This is a genomic window from Bellilinea sp. (assembly GCF_034432615.1).
GTDB lineage: Bacteria > Chloroflexota > Anaerolineae > Anaerolineales > Anaerolineaceae > Bellilinea.
The window spans coordinates 1-17,962 of sequence record NZ_DAOUBL010000147.1; the positions used below are offsets into that span (position 1 = coordinate 1).

General features: G+C 49.1%; 17 protein-coding genes and 1 other annotated feature. Of the genes, 6 read left to right on the forward strand and 11 right to left on the reverse strand.

Annotation, left to right across the window (positions count from 1 at the left end; all coding sequences use genetic code 11):
* Positions 1–63: 63 nt before the first annotated feature.
* The 5 genes from VAE48_RS06725 to trpE are packed head-to-tail and all read right to left on the reverse strand — an operon-like array spanning position 64 to position 4,647.
* A complete protein-coding gene (locus VAE48_RS06725; RefSeq protein WP_322792548.1) occupies positions 64–744 on the reverse strand; it encodes a phosphoribosylanthranilate isomerase in 681 nt (226 codons plus the stop codon).
* The gene (gene trpC, locus VAE48_RS06730) at positions 741–1,535 is read right to left on the reverse strand and encodes an indole-3-glycerol phosphate synthase TrpC (RefSeq protein WP_322792549.1); all 795 of its coding nucleotides are present in this window, start codon (positions 1,533–1,535) and stop codon (positions 741–743) included. The genes VAE48_RS06725 and trpC overlap by 4 nt, the downstream gene beginning before the upstream one ends.
* A complete protein-coding gene (trpD, locus tag VAE48_RS06735; protein ID WP_322792550.1) occupies positions 1,532–2,548 on the reverse strand; it encodes an anthranilate phosphoribosyltransferase in 1,017 nt (338 codons plus the stop codon). The genes trpC and trpD overlap by 4 nt, the downstream gene beginning before the upstream one ends.
* Before the next feature lie 22 nt (positions 2,549–2,570).
* The gene (locus tag VAE48_RS06740; RefSeq protein WP_416181032.1) at positions 2,571–3,158 is read right to left on the reverse strand and encodes an anthranilate synthase component II; all 588 of its coding nucleotides are present in this window, start codon (positions 3,156–3,158) and stop codon (positions 2,571–2,573) included.
* Positions 3,136–4,647: an anthranilate synthase component I gene (gene trpE, locus VAE48_RS06745; RefSeq protein WP_322792552.1), complete on the reverse strand. Its 1,512-nt coding sequence runs from the start codon at positions 4,645–4,647 to the stop codon at positions 3,136–3,138. The genes VAE48_RS06740 and trpE overlap by 23 nt, the downstream gene beginning before the upstream one ends.
* A gap of 46 nt (positions 4,648–4,693) precedes the next feature.
* Positions 4,694–5,005, reverse strand: a binding site (T-box leader).
* 151 nt (positions 5,006–5,156) lie between these two features.
* On the opposite strand from trpE, the gene VAE48_RS06750 reads away from it, so the two are divergent.
* Genes VAE48_RS06750 through VAE48_RS06775 form a run of 6 tightly spaced genes read left to right on the forward strand, consistent with a single transcriptional unit; the run spans position 5,157 to position 10,067 of the window.
* On the forward strand, positions 5,157–5,747 hold the full coding sequence (locus VAE48_RS06750; RefSeq protein ID WP_322792553.1) for a class II aldolase/adducin family protein: 591 nt from the start codon (positions 5,157–5,159) through the stop codon (positions 5,745–5,747).
* Positions 5,748–5,756: 9 nt separating this feature from the next.
* Positions 5,757–6,698 carry a hexose kinase gene (locus tag VAE48_RS06755; RefSeq protein WP_322792554.1) on the forward strand — a complete coding sequence of 314 codons (942 nt, stop codon included), beginning with the start codon at positions 5,757–5,759 and terminating at the stop codon, positions 6,696–6,698.
* Positions 6,699–6,733: 35 nt separating this feature from the next.
* Complete coding sequence (locus tag VAE48_RS06760; protein WP_322792555.1) at positions 6,734–7,315, forward strand: glucose-6-phosphate isomerase family protein; 582 nt, start codon at positions 6,734–6,736, stop codon at positions 7,313–7,315.
* A gap of 25 nt (positions 7,316–7,340) precedes the next feature.
* Positions 7,341–8,333 (forward strand): ROK family protein, encoded by a 993-nt coding sequence (locus VAE48_RS06765; protein ID WP_322792556.1) that lies wholly within the window; start codon positions 7,341–7,343, stop codon positions 8,331–8,333.
* Between the two features lie 12 nt (positions 8,334–8,345).
* Entirely contained in the window at positions 8,346–9,308 is a 963-nt protein-coding gene (locus tag VAE48_RS06770) for a sugar-binding transcriptional regulator (RefSeq protein ID WP_322792557.1), read from the forward strand.
* A 3-nt stretch (positions 9,309–9,311) separates the two neighbouring features.
* A complete protein-coding gene (locus tag VAE48_RS06775) occupies positions 9,312–10,067 on the forward strand; it encodes an SDR family oxidoreductase (RefSeq protein ID WP_322792558.1) in 756 nt (251 codons plus the stop codon).
* An 88-nt stretch (positions 10,068–10,155) separates the two neighbouring features.
* Here VAE48_RS06775 and VAE48_RS06780 read toward each other — a convergent pair whose 3' ends face one another.
* The 6 genes from VAE48_RS06780 to VAE48_RS06805 all read right to left on the reverse strand — a co-directional run bounded on the left by VAE48_RS06780 (position 10,156) and on the right by VAE48_RS06805 (position 17,960).
* Positions 10,156–11,187 (reverse strand): ABC transporter permease, encoded by a 1,032-nt coding sequence (locus tag VAE48_RS06780; protein WP_322792559.1) that lies wholly within the window; start codon positions 11,185–11,187, stop codon positions 10,156–10,158.
* Complete coding sequence (locus VAE48_RS06785) at positions 11,153–12,697, reverse strand: sugar ABC transporter ATP-binding protein (RefSeq protein ID WP_322792560.1); 1,545 nt, start codon at positions 12,695–12,697, stop codon at positions 11,153–11,155. The genes VAE48_RS06780 and VAE48_RS06785 overlap by 35 nt, the downstream gene beginning before the upstream one ends.
* Positions 12,698–12,720: 23 nt before the next feature.
* Positions 12,721–13,797, reverse strand: a complete 1,077-nt coding sequence (locus tag VAE48_RS06790; protein ID WP_322792561.1) for an ABC transporter permease — start codon at positions 13,795–13,797, stop codon at positions 12,721–12,723.
* Between the two features lie 103 nt (positions 13,798–13,900).
* Positions 13,901–15,019 (reverse strand): sugar ABC transporter substrate-binding protein, encoded by a 1,119-nt coding sequence (locus tag VAE48_RS06795; RefSeq protein ID WP_322792562.1) that lies wholly within the window; start codon positions 15,017–15,019, stop codon positions 13,901–13,903.
* A 293-nt stretch (positions 15,020–15,312) separates the two neighbouring features.
* Positions 15,313–16,440: a M24 family metallopeptidase gene (locus VAE48_RS06800; RefSeq protein WP_322792563.1), complete on the reverse strand. Its 1,128-nt coding sequence runs from the start codon at positions 16,438–16,440 to the stop codon at positions 15,313–15,315.
* The gene (locus VAE48_RS06805; RefSeq protein ID WP_322792564.1) at positions 16,437–17,960 is read right to left on the reverse strand and encodes an FGGY-family carbohydrate kinase; all 1,524 of its coding nucleotides are present in this window, start codon (positions 17,958–17,960) and stop codon (positions 16,437–16,439) included. Before VAE48_RS06805 ends, VAE48_RS06800 begins: the two co-directional genes overlap by 4 nt.
* Positions 17,961–17,962 lie beyond the last annotated feature (2 nt).

Consider the following 17,962-nt stretch of genomic DNA (forward strand, 5'->3'; position numbering starts at 1 on the left):
AGGGTTTCGGGGATAAACTGCCCGCCGTATCTACCAAAGCGGCCGGGGCGGTTTGCAACAGGTTCAAAAACAGCGGTTTCCATGAAAATTCTCCTCTGGATTGGTTTGAAGATCGGCAGAGGCGCTGCGCGCAGCGTGGACAAAAGCGCGCAGGCGCGCGGCATCTTTGCGCCCGGGTGCCGTTTCCACCCCGGAGGCAACATCCACACCCCAGGGCTGAACAAGGGCAATGGCTTTTGCGACGTTTTCGGGGGTCAGCCCGCCGGCCAGCAGAATCGGCCAGCGGCGCGCCAGGTCGGCAGCCAGGTCAAGGTTTGCCGGCTGCCCGCTGCCGCCGTACAGGCCCGGCCGAAAGGCATCCACCAGATAGGCCGGCGGGGAGGAGCGCGGCGGGTAGGTTTGCTGCGCCTGTTCCAAATCCGCCCGGCCGGCCGGGCGCAGGGCTTTGAAAGCCAGCCCGTCCAGCTGCGCCAGGTCGCAGGCCGGTTCGTCGCCGGATAACTGTGCCAGGTCAAGAGAACAGGCGCTCATCAGGCGGCGGACTTCTTCGGGAGGCAGATTGACAAACACACCCACACACACCACTCCGCTGCCGCGCAGGGCTTCCACAATCGCAGCGCAGCGCTGGGGATCAATGAAGCGCGGGCTTTGTGGAAAGAAGTTGAAACCCAGCATGTCCGCCCCGGCTTCAACGGCATGGAGCGCATCCTCCAGCGTGGTGATTCCGCAGATTTTCACTTTCATGCCGGCCTCCCCAGCAGTTCGCGCAGCTTTGCGCCGGGATCGGGGCTGGTGACCAGCGCTTGGCCGACCAGCAGGGCATCAAAACCGGCTTGCGCCAGCAGCCGCGCGTCTTCAGCGGTGTGAATGCCACTTTCCGCCACTCGCACCATATCCGCCGGAAGGTGTTGAATGAGATTCAAGGAGGTTTGCAGGTTGACTTCAAAGCTGCGCAGATCACGGTTGTTGACACCAATCACCTGCGGCCGGCAGTTGAGGGCGGCTTCCAGTTCCGGCAGGGAGTGAACCTCAATCAGCGCGTCCATGCCGGTCTGACAGGTGAAATCGTAGAGGCGCATCAAATCGGCTGGCGTGAGGCAGGCGGCAATCAGCAGCACAGCAGACGCACCGGCAGCCCGCGCCTCCAGAATCTGGTACGGCGAAAGGATGAAATCCTTGCACAACACCGGCGGAGAATCGGGCAAGGCGGCCACGCTGTGCAGGTCGGCAAGACTGCCGGAAAAGAACCTGCTGTCGGTCAACACACTGATGGTTGCTGCACCGTTCTGCCGGTAGATCTCCGCCAGGTGAAGGACATCCAGCTGCGCCGCCAGCGCTCCGCGCGAGGGAGAAGCGCGTTTGATTTCGGCAATCAGGCGGACGGGACTGCCCGGCGGGCGGCGCAAAGCTGCCGCAAATGAAGGCGGGGGTGGGGCAGCCAGCGCGGCAGTTTCCAGCTCCTCCATCGGCCGCAGCCGCTGCCGGCGGCCGATTTCCGCCCACTTATGGGCAATGATTTCTTCAAGGCGGTTCATGCCGCCACCTCTTGACTGAAGGAGATGAGCGCTTCCAGCCGTTCGAGGGCCGCACCGCTGGAAAGCGATTGTTCGGCTTCTTGCAGGGCGCCGCGCAGGTCGCCGCTCTGCGCAGCAATGGCGGCGGCGCTGTTCAGCAGCACCACATCGCGGCGCGGGCTGTCATCGCGGTTTTCGAGAATGGCGCGCAGAATGGCGGCGTTCTCCTGCGGCTGACCGCCGCGCAGGTCTTCGGGAGCAGCGCGGCGCAGCCCCAAATCGGCGGCATCCAGTTCGTAGGTGTCCACCCGGCCGCCGACCATCAGACTGACAAGGTTCGGGCCGCCGGTGGAAAGTTCATCCAGCCCGCCGTAACCGTGGACGACCATCGCGCCGGCCGCGCCCAGTTCCATCAGCACCTGCGCCAGGGTGGAAACCAGGGCAGCGTCATAAACGCCGAGCAGCTGATAGGCAGCCCCGGCCGGATTGGTAAGCGGGCCGAGCAGGTTGAACAGGGTGCGTTGACCCAGCTCGCGGCGCGGGCTGACGGCATGTTTCATCGCCGGGTGAAAGTTTGGCGCAAACAGAAAGCCGATGCCCTCCGCTTCGATGCACTGCGCCACCTGCTGAGGCGAAAGGTCAATGCGCACCCCCAATGCTTCCAGCACATCGGCGCTGCCGCAGCGCGAAGAGGCGGCGCGGTTGCCGTGTTTGGCAACCCGCCGTCCGCTGCCGGCGATGACAAAGGCAGCCGCGGTGGAGATGTTGAAGGTGTGGGCGCCGTCGCCGCCGGTGCCGGCGGTATCCACCAGCGGCGCGCCGGGAACGTTCACGCGGCGGGCATGAGCGCGCATGGCGCGGGCGCTGCCCAGAATTTCCTCCGACGTTTCGCCTTTCATGCGCAAAGCCACCAGATAACCGGCAATTTGCGCCGGTGTGGCTTCCCCGTTCATGATGATGTGCATGGCCTGTTCGGCTTCCGCGGCGGTCAAGTGTTGATAATTCATCACTTTGGCAAGATACGGCTTGAGCATGATCTTCCTCCAAACAGAAACATTAAGAATAAACCGGCTGGTTGACGGTTAATTTCAAAAAATTGTCCAGAATTTGCCTTCCAGCCAGGGTGAGGATGGATTCGGGATGAAACTGCACGCCGAAAATGGGCAGCGAACGATGGCGGAGCGCCATCAATTCACCGGCTTCGCTGAAGGCGGTCGGTATCAACGCTTCGGGCAGCGGCTCGGCAACCATCAGGGAGTGGTAGCGGGTGGCTTCAAACGGGTTGGGCAGGCCGGCAAAAAGGTCTTCACCGTTGTGGAAAATCTGCGAGGTTTTACCGTGCATCAGCCGCGGCGCGCGAACCACCTGGCCGCCAAACACCGCACCAATGCACTGATGCCCCAAACACACCCCCAAAATGGGAATGACACCCCCCAGCCGGCGGATCACTTCCAATGAGATGCCGGCATCCTGCGGCCCGCCCGGCCCGGGCGAAATGACAATCCGCTGCGGGTGCAGGTCGAGGACATCCGCCAGACTGACCTGATCGCTGCGCACCACCTGTACCTGCTCGCCCAGCTCGCCGAAGAGTTGAGCGAGATTGTAGGTGAAGGAATCGTAATTATCGAGAATGAGCAACATCATCGGTCTCCTTTCGTTCGGCAATTTCAACGGCTTGCGCCAGGGCGCGCGCCTTGTTGAGTGTTTCCTCGTACTCCCGTTCGGGTTGAGAATCGGCTACGATCCCCGCACCGGCTTGCAGGGCAATCTGCTCGCCTTGCATGACCAGCGTGCGGATGGCAATGCAGGTATCCATGCTGCCGTCATAGGCAAAGTAACCCACCGCCCCGGCATAAACGCCGCGCGGGTGGGCTTCCAGTTCGGCAATGATTTGCATGGCGCGCACTTTGGGAGCCCCGCTGACCGTACCGGCCGGAAAGGTGGCGCGCATGAGTTCAAAGGCATTCGCCGCCGGGCGCAGGCGGCCTTCCACCTGCGAGACAATGTGCATCACATGCGAGTAGCGTTCAATGGTCATCTGCTCGCGCACCCGCACACTGCCGAACTCGCACACCCGTCCCAGATCGTTGCGCGCCAGATCAACCAGCATGATGTGTTCGGCGCGTTCTTTTTCGTCAGCCAGCAAATCCTGTTCCAGTTCCATATCCTGCTGCGGGGTGGCTCCGCGCGGGCGCGTACCGGCAATGGGACGCAGCGTGGCGGTAGCACCGCTCAGGCGCACATGCATTTCAGGCGAAGCGCCGATCAGCCGCAGCGGCTGCCCACCCGCGGCATCGCCAAAGTCGAAGTAAAACATATACGGCGAGGGGTTGAGACGGCGTAAAGCGCGGTAAATTTCAAACGGCCGTGCCGGCGTGGAACGGGTAAAGCGCTGCGAAAGTACCACCTGAAAAATCTCACCGGCGCGGATGGCTTCCTGCGCCTGTATCACCGCACTTAAAAAGGCATCCCGCGGCATGGAAAGCCATTCGGAAGGGAGAATGCCGGCAGCCGAAGCGGACGGCGGGACAGGCATGGGCTGGTTGATCCGGCTGTGGAGTTCATTCAGGCGGCGCAGGGCCTCGCGCTGGCGGTGCGGTTCGGGCAGCGAAAGGTCGGGGTGGACGATGAGCATCACCTTGCCGAAGGCATGGTCAAATGCAACCAGGCTGTCGGCCTCCAAAAACACGCCGTCGGGCATTTGGTTTTGAAGCGGGAGGCGGCTGACCCCCGGTTCGAACCAGCGCACCATCTCGTAGCCCAAATAACCAACCAGACCGCCGCTGAAGCGCGGCATTCCCGGGGCTGCCGGACGCTGAAGGGCGCGAAATTCCTCCTCCAGACATTGAAAAGGGTTGCCGGCGCGGCTGCGCTGACGGCCGTCCGCCTCACGGACGATCAGCCGATCCCCCTGCAAAAGAAAGACACGGCGCGGGCGCACCCCAATGAACGAATAACGGGCAACCTGCTCGCCGCCGGTAACCGATTCGAGCAGGAAGGAAGGGCTGCCATCCGCCAGTTTAAGATAGATGGAAACCGGCGTTTCCAGGTCGGCCGACAGGGTACGCACCAGCGGCGCAGAAGGATGCTGGTCCACCTGGGGGGCCGGGTTGAGCGGGCGGTTGTTCAACATGCGATCATCACCTCCAATCTACATTAATCCAAAAAACCTCTCCGTCCATTGGGACGAGAGAGGTTTCTCGCGGTGCCACCCAATTTAGGCTGGTGATGGGATTTTAACGAAAAACCCCGTAGTGAACACGACGGGGAAAGAAGCCAGCCTCACTCGTGGGGTACGCGGTTGCATGAACCGGTGATACCCTTTGCCCTGATAACGGTGGCAGCTCCGGCGCGGGATACTCGGCGTAACAGCCTTTGACCCTGCGGCTCCGGGAACCATTCCGCCTTACGGGACGGGCAGGGCTTTCACCTGACCCCTGCTCTCTGTGCCGCCGCGGCTAAAGCGTACTTTTTCCCTTCACAGCCGTTCTGGTATGAATGATTGGACATTTTATATCAAAATTGAAAGCGAAAGTCAAGAGGGATTTTTATTGAAATGCGAAGTAATTAATTAACATTTGCTACTGTCATTTGATATTATGTTATAATATTTCAAGCAAAAAGACTTGGAGGAAGTGCGTGATGCAATCTATACCTGAGATGATTGCCCAGATAGGCCGTAGAATGTTTGAACGGCGCTTGACCGATATGTCCGGTGGAAATATTAGTGCTCGCGAAGGAAACACCCTCTACATCACCCCAAAATATAGTGGCAGCCGTCATCACTGGCAATTGACTTCCGAACAAATCCTCAGCGGACCATTAAGCTCCAAGTACTGGAGTGAACAGCCTTTATTTTCTCGTGAAGGTAAAGCTCATTTGCTGATCTATGAAACATTTCCAGATGTACAAGCTATAATTCACGCTCATCCTTTTCATGTACTTCCTTTTTGCATGAAATCTCGTCCTATTCCAGCCGTACTCGAAGGAACTCAAAAATTTGGGTTGATCGAGGTGGTTTCACCCGCACCTGCTCATAGCCAGGAATTGGCAGAAAATATCGTAGCTGGCTTAATTGGGAAAGAAGATCGAATAAGAATCCAGGCAGCCGCAGTTTTAATCCCGTATCATGGAATTATCGTAGCTGCAAAAGACCTTTGGTCAGCAATTGACGCCGTTGAAAGAATCGACTGGAATGCCTGGTGTCTGCTGGCAGCCAAATGGCTTGAATAACCTCTGCAGATGAATACAATGTTTCTGACTGTCACTGCAAATTCTGCTTTGGATCAAGTTTGTTTTATCAAACGTTTTTCTCCCGGAACACGCATGGTGGCGTCCAAATTTATCGAAAGTGTTGGGGGTAAGGGATTTGACACTTCCGTTGCACTTCGAGCAATTAACCTCCAAACCGTTGCTCTTGGATTTGTTGCGGGTGCCAATGGGAATCGGTTAATGCGTCTGATTGAATCCTATGGAATTATCCACGATTTGATTTGGGTTGAAGGTGAAACACGAGTAGCCCTTTTGATTGTCGAAGAGGATTACAACCGTCATAGCCATATTATGATTGGAGGTTATTCTATTCGCATGGAAGCTCAAGAGGAGCTGACCAGACGCTTTAAAAACCACCTTCTTCAAGCAAAATGGGTTATCCTTGCAGGATCTCTACCAGAAGGTATTTCTCCAGATTTTTATGGGCGTCTAAACCAGATAGCCAAACATTCTCAAGTTCCGGTGCTGGTGGATTGCTCAGGCGAAGCGGCTTTGCAATGTATTATCACTCCCCCCACTGTATTAAAGATGAATTGGCCTGAATTTAATCAGACTTTTCATATGGACTGTCAAAACATATCATCCCTTATGAAAGCTGGACAAGAAATTCGTTTGACTTTTAGACTTCCATCGCTGGTGATTACATGTGGAGAAGATGGTATTCTGGCTATCACAGATCAGGGAAGTTATTTTGCCGTCGCTCCCCGTCAAGAACCCATCAATGCTGCTGGCGCGGGAGATGCAACCTCTGCGGCATTAACCTGGCGACTTTCACAGGGTGATTCATGGCGAGAGGCTCTTAGATGGGCAGCCGCTGCGGGAGCAGCTACAGTTTTAACAGAGAGGACGGCCGAATGCTATTACTCCGATATTGAAAAAATTCACCACCTCACAAAGATCCATGAAATCTAATGGATATTCAAAAATTTTAAATTTGGAGAAATAAAATGATGCTAAAAGAAATTGATTTCCCAATAAGCCTGAATTTTCAGCCAGAAAGCGGAATGATTGAGCCCTGTCCTCAAGTCACACCTCGTCATTTAAGTGACTTGAGAATGATGTTCCAGGACCATCAAGCCGTCGAAAAGATTTTAGAAGTAGAGGATCGCCTCATTTACGAAATTCGCTACTATCCATTTGTTACGAGCCATTCCGATATGGCATTAGCCGTAACAAAAATTTTCCCCGGTATTATTGGACACGAATATCACATGACCAAAGGGCATAAACATGAGCGTCCAGATCAGGCCGAAGTATATTATTGTGTGAAAGGAGAAGGTTACCTCCTTTTGGATACCTTAGAGGGCGACTTTCGTGCCATTCAATGGAATGCCGGCGTAGTAACACATATTCCACCCATGTGGGCTCATCGTGTGGTTAATACGGGTAATGATGTGTTAGTTTTTATGGGAATATTCCACTTAAGTGCTGGTCATGATTACGACATTGTCGCCTCCAAAGGGTTCTCTTACCGAGTAATTTCAGTGGACGGTAAACCAAAATTAGTTGAACAATTTCGGAACAAATAAACCAGACTTAGAGCGAGGAAGACCAATGGCATCAAATATCTATCACAGTATTGGGGTAGACATTGGCGGGACAAAAATTGCCTTTGGAGTTTTTGATATACATGGTAATATAAAGGATGATATTCATATCATTCCCGTACCTTTTGATAAAAAAAAGGTAGCAGATGTCCACCGCATCATTGATTCCATAACGCCCTTTGTGGAAAATGCAAAAAAATATTACCCACTAATAGCCGGTATAGGATTAAGCATTTGTGGAAACGTGAATAAAGAAAATGGAGAAGCGACATTAATTCCCAATCTTCATTGGCGATATGTACCGATTGGTACAATGGTAAAAGACGCACTCAAATTGCCCGTTTTCGCTGGCACCGATGTTCGAGCTGCAATAATCGCGGAACGGCTCTGGGGAGTGGCGAAAAATTCCCGCTTCTTTTTATGGTGCACAGTCGGGACAGGATTTGGGGGTTATCTTTTTTTGGATGGGAAACTCTATGATGGTTATCATGGTTTCGCAGGGCCATTTGGACATACCATTTGGGACGAAGACGGTTTCCCCTGCGGTTGCGGCCAAAGAGGCTGTTTTGAAACCTTCGTGGCTGGTCCTGCCATTGCTCGCGCCGGTCAGGCTGCAGTGGATGCAGGACATAGCCCCATCATGGCCACCTTAAGTAATGGTGAACGGGTAACTACTCATGTAGTAATTCAAGCATTCCATCAAAAAGATCCCGCTGCACTTTCTATAATTGAACAGGTAGCGCGTCTTATTGCAATCAATCTTTCCGGAGTGGTCAACACACTTGATTTAGAAATGATTATCATGGGCGGTGGAGTGATTCAGGCCTGCCCTGAATTGGTCGAACGAGTTGATCATTATATAAGAAAATTCCTAATGTCAGAAGAATTAAAACGAGATCTTAAAATATACAAAGAAAGCTTTATAAATTCAGCACTTTATGGGGCAGCGGCTGACGTATTTCTTCGGAGTGCCCTGATAAATGATGATATTGGAGCATAATGGATATTCCTGATGGAAATTGAAAAGGCAATCGAACGCCCCGATTTAATGGCAACTTTAGTTGAAGTTGCCCACCTTTACTATGAGGAGAATTTGTCACAACAAGAAATTGCAGACCGTTTGGGTGTATCACGGTCACTGATTGCACTTTATCTAAAAAAAGCACGCGAGCAAGGTATTGTACAAATTACTATCCGCGATCCAAAAAATGTTTTTCAAAATCTGGCATTTCAACTTCAAGAATGGTATCACCTTCGTCATGTCGAAGTGGTCTCTAGCGCTCATCTTTCTAACATTCTCACTCGACGTGCGCTTGGAAACGCGGTAGCCCAATACCTAGACCGAGTCCTTCAGGACGGTGACATTCTAGGTCTTGACTGGGGACGGACAATAATGGAAGTAGTAAATCTTCTTGCCCCCAGCCAACCTCGTCATATTGATATTGTTCCTTTATTAGGAGAAAGCAGTTCAACCGGTACTTATACCCAATTGAATCAAATTGTATTACAAGCCGCCAGAGCTTTCAGCGCAACTCCTTATTTTCTCCTTGTACCTCTAATTGTGGGTTCAAAAAGTTTACGAGATGCATTGATGGCGGACATTACCACTCAGGAAGTAATCTCTCGGTGGAATCATTTGTCTCACGTTTGCGTTGGAATTGGGCCAATTCCCTTAATCGAAGACCAAATTGTTTATATAGGTCAGGAGAATCTTTCTGAATTAATCAGACAAAAAGCGGTTGGAAATATCACTGCTCACTACTTCGATAATGAGGGGAAAATATTAACCCAAGAATTTAAGGACCGGCTGATAGGTATCAGTATGGAGCAATTGCTTAATACCAAAAATGTAATTGCCGCAGCCGGTGGTGTCGAAAAAAGCCGTGCTGTAGCAGCCGCGTTGCGGATTGGGGTAATAACTCACCTTTTTGTGGATGATGCGCTCGCTCTTCGTCTGTTAGAAAACAAGGAGTAAACAATGAACCTAAAAGATAAAGTTTCAATTGTCACTGGAGCCAGTGGTGGTATTGGATGCAGCATCGCGCTCGAATTAGCAGAAGCAGGCGGAAGAATAGTTCTGGTAGGACGATCGACTCAAAAGCTTTCTGAAGTTGCTTCAAATATTCAAAAACTAGGCGGCGTTGCGGTTTGGCACTCAGTGGATATTCGACAAAACTCCGCAGTGGAAGATGTTGTTAAGAAAACAATCGATCGGTTTGGACAGATAGATATTCTGGTCAATTCCGCTTTCTGGGGTCCCCCCGCCAGTATTGAGAATACCACTGAGGAATTTTGGAATCAGACTATTGACACAACTCTGAAGGCTGCTTTTCTATTTGCTCGCGCGGTTGTTCCCTACATGAAAAGTAAAGGAGAAGGACGAATTGTCAATATTGGTTCTCTGGCAGGAAAAATAGGCGAAGATAACCGAACAGCCTATTGCGCAGCCAAATGGGGTCTGGAAGGTTTATCCGCCGCCATGAGTGAAGAACTTCGCCGATTTAATATTCATGTCCATCTAATTTCACCTGCTGCCACAGACACGCCGTGGTGGAGAGAAATGCCAACCAATTTGACCCCAGAGACAATCGAAAAAATGATTCCTCCCAGAGTCATTGCTCAAGCGGTCCGCTGGTTGTTGAGCCTTCCTGACCAGGTGCACGTCCCAGATTTACCCATTTATAATTTTCAGAACCCCTTTGAAGGCAAACAATCCCCCTTTGAAGGAATATGACTTGCATCTTAATGCATAAGAATGGCGAACTGCTAAGCAAATTCACCATTCTATGCAAAGGAGAAAAGAGAAACCGAAATCGAAATTTTCAGGAACCGACACCTGAAATCTTGATGGAACTTGCTGGCACACCTAATCGTATTCGAGATTTTTGGGCCTCAATCAATAAGGCAACCAGAATAATTAAGCCTCTTATCCCTGTAATCCAAAACGGGTCTACCTCCATCATATTCAACCCGGTGTCGACCACCGAAAGCAGCAATACTCCTGAAAATGCACCCATAATGCTTCCAGACCCGCCCGATAACGCTACCCCTCCAATCACTGCAGAAGCAACAGTTTCCAGAGTCATCCCTTGTCCGAGCGTCGGGGTTGATACTTCTAGTCTTCCTAACAGCATCCAAGAAGCTAAACCAGCCATCAAACCGCCAATCATGTATGCTTTAATGACGGTGCGTTCAGGATTAAACCCTGAAGCTCTGGCTGCATCCCGGTTCGCGCCAACCGCATAAAGTTCTCGTCCAAATCGCGCATAGCGGATAAAAAATTCAAAGGCCAGAAACAGCAAGATTGTTACGATCACCGAAATGGGGACAACACCGATACGGCCTCCTCCCAGCCAGTTAAAGTCCTTTGGTGTCCCCGGCATAATTGCCCCAAGACTGATAACATAAGCAATTCCCCTTAAGAACAATTGCATCGCTAAAGTAACAATAAAGTTATTCATCTTAAGACGGGAAATTAACACACCGTTGATCCAACCAATCAAGGTGCCTAATACCAACATCATGGGAATTACAATATAAGGTGAAAGCTCCCACCCCACCCCACCAGCTTGAGCAAGTGTCATTTCCCTATAAGGTAACATCAACCAGGCTGCCAAAACCGTTAACAGAGATACAATTCCTTCTGCAGAGAGGTCAAAATTTCCACTTAACAAACAAATGGTTTGCCCAATGGTCAATATTCCTAAAACACTTGCGTGAAGAAGAACATTCACTAAGGTGACACTGCTAAGAAACTTTCCACCAATCCTGAGAGTAAAGAAAGCAACAACCAGTATTAGTATGAACCAAATCAAGTGATCAAGAATGAATTGTAACCACCTGTTTCTGATCATGAATGTTTCCTCCTTCTATTGCTAAAAGTATATTTTCGGGGGTTGCCTGTTCCTCACCAACATAAAACTCGGCGCTTATTCGTCCTTTATACATAACAAGGATACGATCACATACACCCAACAATTCTCGAACTTCGGATGATATGATCAAGACCCCAATTCCTTGCGAAGCCATTTCATCCACAATCCGATAAATGTCTAATTTGGCTCGAACATCAATTCCTTGAGTGGGTTCGTGTAAAATCAGCACGGACGGCCTTGTGGCGGCAAGTTTAGCAAACACAACTTTTTGTTGATTTCCACCACTCAATAGATTTGTTCTTTTTTCCATCGAATCACAAACTATGCCTAATTCTTCAATATATTTTTCCACAACCGAACGTTCCTCAACAAAATTGATAAATCGAAGAAAACCCAGGAGCTTGTGAATAATTGTGTAGGTAACATTTTCTCTGACCGATCGAATACCAACCAGACCAAACCGGTAACGATCCTGGGGCAAATAGGCTAATCCGTTGTCCAATGCTTCACGAGGATTTCGCGCATTAAAAGGTTTACCGTTGACAAAAACATCTCCAATACCTCGCCGCTCAAGCCCAAATAATGCCCGGCCTATTGCCGGCGCTCCACTGCCAGCAAGACCGGAAAGACCCACAATTTCACCTTTTCGCACCTTGAAGCAGACATCTTCATAAAATCCTCGTCGGGTAAGATTCCTTACTTCTAAAACCACTTCTTCCTGACAGGTAGATTTCCTCTCATATTCGCGTATGTCTTCACCCACCATTAATCGAATCAAGTGAGGAATATCCAATTCCTTTACGGCGTAGGTGCCTACTCGCTCGCCATTTCGCAATACAGTGACTCGATCGCAAATCTCAAAAACTTCTTCCAGGTGATGAGAGATATAAATAAATGCAACACCTGTCTTCTTGAGAGAGCGAATAAACCCAAAAAGTCGTTCAATATCGGCACGTGCAAGGGCAGCGGTTGGCTCATCCAAAATAATTAAATGTGAATTACCGAAAAGAGCCTTTGCAATCGCTAGCATCGTCTGTTCAACGACACCTAAACCTTCAACCCGTTGGCGAACATCCATCTCCAGTCCCAAACGATGTAGACGTTCTTCTGCATCTTTGAAAGCCATCTCCCAATCTACCAATCCAAACCGATTCACTGGTAAATTTCCAGCCAGAATATTTTCAGCAACCGTTAAGCTATCCATCATTCGCACTTGCTGGGGAACAAAGGCAATCCCCGCTTCAAGGGCTTCGCGTGGGGTCACATTAATTATTTGGCGGCCTCCAATTCTTAATGTGCCGCTATCCATTGGTTGCAAACCCATCAGGATCGCCATTAAAGTAGATTTTCCTGCACCATTTTTTCCAACCAAGCCGTGAATTTCACCCGCAAAAACCGTTAAATCCACATTGCTCAGTGCTTGAACACCGGGGAAAGCTTTTGAAATACCTTTCATCTCCAAAATTACATTTTCTAATGTGCTTTCCATGAACAACCTCTTATCCATAGGGTTTAATCCACTTGGTGAAGTGGGTCTTTCAATCCAACGGTGGAAGTAGCCAGAACTTTTTTCAATGCTACCCGATGAAGATAACGCACCTTCAAGGCATCAATAAACATCGCAAAGAGTAGAAGAGCACCTCGACTTACTTCGATCCAGAAGGGGGAAACCCTGGCAATATTCAAACCAGTGTCCAGGATACCCCACAACAAAACCCCTCCAAAAGCACCAATTAGATTACCTCGTCCTCCAAATAGGCTAATACCACCAATAACAGCCGCAGCTTGGACGGGGAAAATCAATCCGGCTCCAGTTCGAGGAGTAGCACTATCCATACGGCCTGCATCCAATAACCCCGCCAAAGCAGCACATAAACCACTCACCATGTAAACCAGTAAGATCACCCTTTTTGAATCAATTCCGGCCGCTTCAGCTGCTTGGCGGTTAGATCCAACGGCATACATATCTCGCCCGAATCGCGTGTATTTTGTAATAATATGTGCAACTAAGAAAGCCAATATGACAAAAAACATGGCAACAGGAACAGCCACGAATTTACCATTTTCTAAAGGCAATCGAAACAGCGAACCACCTCCTAACCAGTTGAACTCCTCTGGAAGAAAATTGACACTTTTTCCGGGGGAGATAGCATAGGTGGCCCCCCTTAAAATCATCAGCATCGCAACCGTCATAATAAAATTATTCATTCCTAACCTGGTAATGAAGACGCCATTGAGAGCGCCAATCAAGACCCCTACCAACAACATAATCAACATTCCCAAGAAGGGATTAAGTTCTACTCCGAAACCACCGTTCACCTGACTGGCTAATAGAAGAGCCGCTACCATTGCCGTAAAACCCATGGTGGACTCAGAAGAAAGATCAAAATTAGCAGTGATTAATGTAAAAGACTGACCAATTACGAGTAAAGCCAGAGGCGCAACTCGAGATAAAATATTGACCAAATTAAAGGGTGTAAAAAAGTTCTCAGAAATTAATGAGAAGACTATTAGAGAAATAATCACAAAAACCCAAACCAAGTTATCCACTAATAAGAGGAATAAACTATTGACCTTCTCTTTATTCATTGGGTAACCTTTCAATTGAAACCAGATTGCAGAAAATTATTAATAAAGGGGTGTTGCTATGGGCGGCAATAGCTGCCGCCCATAGCACAGCCAAATTCAAGGTCTACTTGGCTTGATTTCCCCATAAAGCGGGGTCCGCTGCATTCTCCTTAGACACACTGGTGGTTGCCAGATTCATCATAAATCCAGTTTCAGATTTCACAATACTGGCAGGCGACCACAGTGCACCTTCTTTGACCACTTGCCCTTCCGTGATGGCTTCCCCCTTCAGAGTCTTCTCAATATAATCGGCAATGACGACTCCAAAGTCGGGCAAGGGTTGGCTGGATGCCTGATCAGCATAGCCATCACGAATGGCTTGAAGCATATCCGGGCAAGCATCGACTCCTGTGAGGAAAATATGTCCTTCTTCACCCGCTTTGAATTTCTTACCCAATTGCTCGAGGGCTGAGAGGACAACTTTGACACCCACACAATCCGAGTGCATGTAAATCCCATCAATTGGTTCGGTAGATACTACATCCAAAGTGGCTTGTGAGAATTTCTCAGCCTTCCATTCAGTGGGTTTGGCAATGATCTTGATATTTGGATAATTCTTGAGGACATCATTGAAACCCGCGCCGCGCAATTGGGCAACATTTTGGCCTAAATCTCCCTGAAGCTCCAAAACAAGGCCTTTGGGTTCACCATATTTTTCGGTTAGTAATTTGACCATTGCCTCGCCAGCTTGTTTACCTGCCAGATAGTTGTCAGATTGGACTGTCATGTCAATTTCACAACCAATTGGAGCGCGATCAATGGTGAAGAAAGGAATCCCAACTCCTTTGGCTTTGCGTACCGAGGAGCAGATTGCCTGACTATCAACAGGCACTACAACAATGGCATCCACACCGAGCGAAATGAAGTAATCAATCTGATTCGCTTGAGCGGATGCATCAAAATTTGCATTGGTGGTTACCACTGCCCAATTCTTTTGCTGAGCACCTGTAACCATACCATTCATGATCACACCCTGGCCGCCCGATAATTCAGGAGCGCCATAACCTATTGTGATCTTCTTTTCTGCTTCCTCCTTAACAACGACTGTTTTTTCGACAACAACCGTTTTCTCCCTGATTTCAACCTGGGGTTCAGAGGGAGGTTGTGTGGCAGCAGGAGCACAAGCCGCGATGATCATTGTCAACACGACTAGCATTGAGAATACAGGAATAACCCTTTTCATGACCTTCTTCTCCTTTTTGGAAAAAATTTAACTAGGTGAATACAAACACTTTCAAATGAGGGGGAATTGATGGTAAGTACCATTCAAAGGCTTAGGACAGTCACCTCCTTTCGATCACCAACACCGACCATCTCCGTTAAAAGCCAGATTTAGTAATCTGGCACTTCGAACCCTAGAAATAAAAGACACAATCAGTGAATTTGTCTGAAACTTCATCCCCCTTCCAGACTGCGAATACATTTTGATTATAGACGATAAATTGACATATGTCAATAACATATTCTAGCATCTCCTTACAATACCCATAGATCGGGCACACCTAATCCATTCCCATTCTGATTAGGTTGATATGATGGCCATGGTGATTGAAAAGAAGGAATTTCAACTCCATCTTTTGAAAGCAATGTTAATTCTTCAACCTTGCTACCCGTAATTGTGATAAACCAATCAAAAGCTTGGTTTACTTGAACTGTGGATGGTGTCGTATGACGAAGCGCATCTACCACAACATACCCGGTTGGGCCTCCTTGAAAATGATTTTTCCATTCATCTGGAAAACCCAATTCGGCATATTTCTGCTTCTGCCAGTTGAAAATTTCCGAAAAGGCCAAACCGGGTGTCAATCGCTCCAATAAACCTGCCTGCAGCTGTGCTGCTGCCCGATATGCCCTTTTTATCTCGTTCGAAGGAGTTCCAAAATATACACTCCTGCTGACATTCGCATGCAATCCCCAACGTCGAGCGGCTGGATGTATTAATACATACCGCTCAATTCTTTTGGAAGTAGGTAACGGATGACGATAATGAAAGATCCGTTCATCGCTTCCCACAATTAACACATCCAGCTCTATGCCCAGTTTCAAACATTCGATCCATAGATAACTGGCAACTTCATCCTCCCTTTGACCGGGATGGACCACTTGAGCAACCTTGCATAGAATTCTCCCTACTTGTTCACCAAGCCACCGGCAGCGCTCCATTTCCAATTCTGTCAGAGGATAATGCAGAATGCTCAATGCCTGGTTGACATTTGGTACTTCATCATTGAACATCGTATCAGCAGCCCATTTGCCATTAACCAAGTCAACAGCAGCACAACGCGGGTCTCCTTGAAACCACCTTAAACTGACCAATTCATATTCCTGACCCGGCACCTGTTCTTGATAAAGACGCGCAGCATCCATTGAGTGGGCCAGCAAGTAATGCCGATCGCGGGTAATTGCAATGTGTCCCACTCCGATTTCGCTATTTTTCAAAACATGATTATCACCACCGGAGGTAACCCAGGCGAAATTATCCCGGCGGGAAATAAGCACTCCTTCCAGGTTTTGTTGAACAAGGAAATCCCGCACTCTCTCTCTTTTGAGAGCGGCATCCTTTCTGACTTTGGGATCATCTTGAGAAAAAACCACTTCGCTCATGATGACTTAAAACTCAATTGACGATTTAGTGGAATGAGGAGAGGGTAAAGTTCCTTATATATCGAGTATCGGCAGCTATGAACTTTTTGTTGTTGAGCATTTGGGGAGTAACGTTCGGTAAGCTGAACAGTAGTCGCGGCAACACCAGCAAGATCTGTAAAAATGCCGCTGCCTTTACCGGCTAACAAAGCTGCTCCCCATGAAGCAGCCTCCGTTACTTTTGGAACTAAAACGGGAATCCCTGTAACATCAGCCTTAAGTTGTAACCATCGCTTTGACCTTGCACCACCACCGATTGCCCTGAGTTCACTGATATTTACGCCCCCCGATCGGAGGACTTCTATATTCAGGTTTAGTTCATAAGTTAGCCCTTCGAGAATGGCTAATGCAAAATCTTTTTGAGTGGTGGAGAAGGTTAAACCCAAGATGGCTCCTTTTGAGTTTGTATCCATCCATGGGGTACCGCTTCCTGCAAAATGTGGTAAGAGGATGAGGGGTGATGGTGAATCGGGCAAATCACCAAAAATCAAATCATAAGCATCCACACCACGGCTATCGGCTTCCTTTTTTTGATCGAGACAAAAAGTATCCCGATACCAACGAAGCAACAATCCACCGCTATGGTTGAGAGTCATTGCCAGGTACAGTCCCTTAAGGGGATGTACATAACAAGATATATTTCCTTTCTCTAGAGATTCTCCTAATGCGGGTTCTTGCAAGGCTACTTCGATGACCTCTGCTGTGCCGGTGGAAACCATTGAAATTCCAGGCCTGACCAAACCCACTCCCAAAGCTCCACACGCCTGATCGTGACCGCCGGTAACGATGACCGGCCGATTTTTCAACCCCCAGGTCTCCGCCAATTCAGGCTTAAGAGATGCAATTGGAGTCCCTGAATCGAAAATTGGTGAAAGACGGGAGGAATCCAGCTCAATTTCAGATAAAATTTCTTCTGACCAACCTCCTTTTTTGAGATCATATAGTTGAGTCCTGGAAGCCAGACAATGGCTGACTGCTGGGGTACCGGTCATCTTATTAATCAGGTAGTCCTCATAGAGAACAAACCGATGGGATTCACGCCATATGTCTTTTTCATGGTTTTTAAGCCACAGAAGTTTTGGCAGAGTATTAATGGTGTGGATCGGCATGCCTGTGCGGCAGAAAAGTTCACGACGACCGAAGCGGTCTTCCAACCAGTGGTTTTCCTCACCCGTTCGGGTATCCATTCCCAGTATGGCTGGACGAAGAGCTTGTCCATACCGATCAATGGGAATCACCGCCTCTCCCTGTACCGAAAGCCCAATCGCCAGAACTTCCCCATAAGCCTTGGACCTGTTCACAACCTCAATAATGCATGATTGAGCCAGTTCCCAAACCTCTTCACTATCCTGTTCAGCCCACCCGGGCTGTGGCGCTAAAATTCCATACTCGCGCGATGCCTTCAAAATCAAATTGCCATCTACGCTGAATAAACTGGCTTTACACCCGGTGGTACCTATGTCCAGTCCAATTAAGTACATAA

Coding starts and splice junctions, on each gene's coding strand:
- VAE48_RS06725 (WP_322792548.1), bottom strand. CDS start 744: ATGAAAGTGAAAATCTGCGGAATCACCACGCTGGAGGATGCGCTCCAT.
- trpC (WP_322792549.1), bottom strand. CDS start 1,535: ATGAACCGCCTTGAAGAAATCATTGCCCATAAGTGGGCGGAAATCGGC.
- trpD (WP_322792550.1), bottom strand. CDS start 2,548: ATGCTCAAGCCGTATCTTGCCAAAGTGATGAATTATCAACACTTGACC.
- VAE48_RS06740 (WP_416181032.1), bottom strand. CDS start 3,158: ATGATGTTGCTCATTCTCGATAATTACGATTCCTTCACCTACAATCTC.
- trpE (WP_322792552.1), bottom strand. CDS start 4,647: ATGTTGAACAACCGCCCGCTCAACCCGGCCCCCCAGGTGGACCAGCAT.
- VAE48_RS06750 (WP_322792553.1), top strand. CDS start 5,157: ATGCAATCTATACCTGAGATGATTGCCCAGATAGGCCGTAGAATGTTT.
- VAE48_RS06755 (WP_322792554.1), top strand. CDS start 5,757: ATGAATACAATGTTTCTGACTGTCACTGCAAATTCTGCTTTGGATCAA.
- VAE48_RS06760 (WP_322792555.1), top strand. CDS start 6,734: ATGATGCTAAAAGAAATTGATTTCCCAATAAGCCTGAATTTTCAGCCA.
- VAE48_RS06765 (WP_322792556.1), top strand. CDS start 7,341: ATGGCATCAAATATCTATCACAGTATTGGGGTAGACATTGGCGGGACA.
- VAE48_RS06770 (WP_322792557.1), top strand. CDS start 8,346: ATGGAAATTGAAAAGGCAATCGAACGCCCCGATTTAATGGCAACTTTA.
- VAE48_RS06775 (WP_322792558.1), top strand. CDS start 9,312: ATGAACCTAAAAGATAAAGTTTCAATTGTCACTGGAGCCAGTGGTGGT.
- VAE48_RS06780 (WP_322792559.1), bottom strand. CDS start 11,187: ATGATCAGAAACAGGTGGTTACAATTCATTCTTGATCACTTGATTTGG.
- VAE48_RS06785 (WP_322792560.1), bottom strand. CDS start 12,697: ATGGAAAGCACATTAGAAAATGTAATTTTGGAGATGAAAGGTATTTCA.
- VAE48_RS06790 (WP_322792561.1), bottom strand. CDS start 13,797: ATGAATAAAGAGAAGGTCAATAGTTTATTCCTCTTATTAGTGGATAAC.
- VAE48_RS06795 (WP_322792562.1), bottom strand. CDS start 15,019: ATGAAAAGGGTTATTCCTGTATTCTCAATGCTAGTCGTGTTGACAATG.
- VAE48_RS06800 (WP_322792563.1), bottom strand. CDS start 16,440: ATGAGCGAAGTGGTTTTTTCTCAAGATGATCCCAAAGTCAGAAAGGAT.
- VAE48_RS06805 (WP_322792564.1), bottom strand. CDS start 17,960: ATGTACTTAATTGGACTGGACATAGGTACCACCGGGTGTAAAGCCAGT.